The sequence below is a fragment of the Streptomyces regalis genome (assembly GCF_001509475.1).
In the GTDB taxonomy this organism is placed as follows: Bacteria; Actinomycetota; Actinomycetes; order Streptomycetales; family Streptomycetaceae; genus Streptomyces; species Streptomyces regalis.
Genome location: NZ_LLZG01000163.1, coordinates 1 through 3,407 on the forward strand (window position 1 = coordinate 1; position 3,407 = coordinate 3,407).

Below are 3,407 nucleotides of genomic sequence, written 5' to 3' on the forward strand. Positions count from 1 at the left end.
ACGGTCGTTGCCTCAGAACTAACACAGTGGACGCGAGCAACTGAGGACAAGCCCTCGGCCTATTAGTACCGGTCACCTCCACACCTTACGGTGCTTCCAGATCCGGCCTATCAACCCAGTCGTCTACTGGGAGCCTTACCCCATCAAGTGGGTGGGAGTCCTCATCTCGAAGCAGGCTTCCCGCTTAGATGCTTTCAGCGGTTATCCCTCCCGAACGTAGCCAACCAGCCATGCCCTTGGCAGAACAACTGGCACACCAGAGGTTCGTCCGTCCCGGTCCTCTCGTACTAGGGACAGCCCTTCTCAAGACTCCTACGCGCACAGCGGATAGGGACCGAACTGTCTCACGACGTTCTAAACCCAGCTCGCGTACCGCTTTAATGGGCGAACAGCCCAACCCTTGGGACCGACTCCAGCCCCAGGATGCGACGAGCCGACATCGAGGTGCCAAACCATCCCGTCGATATGGACTCTTGGGGAAGATCAGCCTGTTATCCCCGGGGTACCTTTTATCCGTTGAGCGACGGCGCTTCCACAAGCCACCGCCGGATCACTAGTCCCGACTTTCGTCCCTGCTCGACCCGTCGGTCTCACAGTCAAGCTCCCTTGTGCACTTACACTCAACACCTGATTGCCAACCAGGCTGAGGGAACCTTTGGGCGCCTCCGTTACTCTTTAGGAGGCAACCGCCCCAGTTAAACTACCCATCAGACACTGTCCCTGATCCGGATCACGGACCCAGGTTAGACATCCAGCACGACCAGACTGGTATTTCAACGACGACTCCACAACCACTGGCGTGGCCGCTTCAAAGTCTCCCAGCTATCCTACACAAGCCGAACCGAACACCAATATCAAACTGTAGTAAAGGTCCCGGGGTCTTTCCGTCCTGCTGCGCGAAACGAGCATCTTTACTCGTAGTGCAATTTCACCGGGCCTATGGTTGAGACAGTCGAGAAGTCGTTACGCCATTCGTGCAGGTCGGAACTTACCCGACAAGGAATTTCGCTACCTTAGGATGGTTATAGTTACCACCGCCGTTTACTGGCGCTTAAGTTCTCAGCTTCGCCACCCCGAAGAGTGACTAACCGGTCCCCTTAACGTTCCAGCACCGGGCAGGCGTCAGTCCGTATACATCGCCTTACGGCTTCGCACGGACCTGTGTTTTTAGTAAACAGTCGCTTCTCGCTGGTCTCTGCGGCCACCCCCAGCTCAAGGAGCAAGTCCCCTCACCGGATGTGGCCCCCCTTCTCCCGAAGTTACGGGGGCATTTTGCCGAGTTCCTTAACCATAGTTCACCCGAACGCCTCGGTATTCTCTACCTGACCACCTGAGTCGGTTTAGGGTACGGGCCGCCATGAAACTCGCTAGAGGCTTTTCTCGACAGCATAGGATCATCCACTTCACCACAATCGGCTCGGCATCAGGTCTCAGACTATTGCCAGGCGGATTTACCTACCTGACGTCCTACACCCTTACCCCGGGACAACCACCGCCCGGGATGGACTACCTTCCTGCGTCACCCCATCACTCACCTACTACAGGTCTGGTCCGTCGGCTCCACCACTCCCCCTTGCCCGAAGGCTCCGGGGCGGCTTCACGGACTTAGCATCGCCCGATTCAATGTTTGACGCTTCACAGCGGGTACCGGAATATCAACCGGTTATCCATCGACTACGCCTGTCGGCCTCGCCTTAGGTCCCGACTTACCCTGGGCAGATCAGCTTGACCCAGGAACCCTTAGTCAATCGGCGCACACGTTTCTCACGTGTGAATCGCTACTCATGCCTGCATTCTCACTCGTCAACCGTCCACAACTCGCTTACGCGGCTGCTTCACCCGGCAGACGACGCTCCCCTACCCATCACAACACCCGTTAGGGCTATACGCTGCAATGACACGACTTCGGCGGTACGCTTGAGCCCCGCTACATTGTCGGCGCGGAATCACTAGACCAGTGAGCTATTACGCACTCTTTCAAGGGTGGCTGCTTCTAAGCCAACCTCCTGGTTGTCTCTGCGACTCCACATCCTTTCCCACTTAGCGTACGCTTAGGGGCCTTAGTCGATGCTCTGGGCTGTTTCCCTCTCGACCATGGAGCTTATCCCCCACAGTCTCACTGCCGCGCTCTCACTTACCGGCATTCGGAGTTTGGCTAAGGTCAGTAACCCGGTAGGGCCCATCGCCTATCCAGTGCTCTACCTCCGGCAAGAAACACACGACGCTGCACCTAAATGCATTTCGGGGAGAACCAGCTATCACGGAGTTTGATTGGCCTTTCACCCCTAACCACAGGTCATCCCCCAGGTTTTCAACCCTGGTGGGTTCGGTCCTCCACGAAGTCTTACCTCCGCTTCAACCTGCCCATGGCTAGATCACTCCGCTTCGGGTCTTGAGCGCGCTACTAAACCGCCCTATTCGGACTCGCTTTCGCTACGGCTTCCCCACACGGGTTAACCTCGCAACACACCGCAAACTCGCAGGCTCATTCTTCAAAAGGCACGCAGTCACGAGATGCAGCAAGCTGCATCCGACGCTCCCACGGCTTGTAGGCACACGGTTTCAGGTACTATTTCACTCCCCTCCCGGGGTACTTTTCACCATTCCCTCACGGTACTATCCGCTATCGGTCACCAGGGAATATTTAGGCTTAGCGGGTGGTCCCGCCAGATTCACACGGGATTTCTCGGGCCCCGTGCTACTTGGGTGTCTCTCAAACGAGCCGCTGACGTTTCGACTACGGGGGTCTTACCCTCTACGCCGGACCTTTCGCATGTCCTTCGCCTACATCAACGGTTTCTGACTCGTCTCACGGCCGGCAGACCGTAAAAGAGAGATCCCACAACCCCGCATACGCAACCCCTGCCGGGTCTCACACGTATACGGTTTAGCCTCATCCGGTTTCGCTCGCCACTACTCCCGGAATCACGGTTGTTTTCTCTTCCTGCGGGTACTGAGATGTTTCACTTCCCCGCGTTCCCTCCACTTGCCCTATGTGTTCAGACAAGGGTGACAGCCCATGACGACTGCCGGGTTTCCCCATTCGGAAACCCCCGGATCAAAGCCTGGTTGACGACTCCCCGGGGACTATCGTGGCCTCCCACGTCCTTCATCGGTTCCTGGTACCAAGGCATCCACCGTGCGCCCTTAAAAACTTGGCCACAGATGCTCGCGTCCACTGTGCAGTTCTCAAACAACGACCAGCCACCCATCACCCCCAGCCAAAAGCTGGAGTGCACTGGGGCCGGCATCGAAGGCTTCCCGGCCTCACGGCCGTACCTTCAGACACCCAACAGCGTGCCCGGCCGGCTCCCGTCCGAAGATCATGCGTTCCACACTCTTGCGAGCAGTACTAGCAGCCTCCGACCCGTGAACCCGGCCGAATAATCAACGTTCCACCCATGAGC

General features: G+C 57.4%; 1 rRNA gene. It reads right to left on the minus strand.

Annotated features, from left to right (window positions below):
* Window positions 1-42: 42 nt before the first annotated feature.
* A 23S ribosomal RNA gene (locus ADL12_RS20390) occupies window positions 43-3,161 on the minus strand.
* Window positions 3,162-3,407 lie beyond the last annotated feature (246 nt).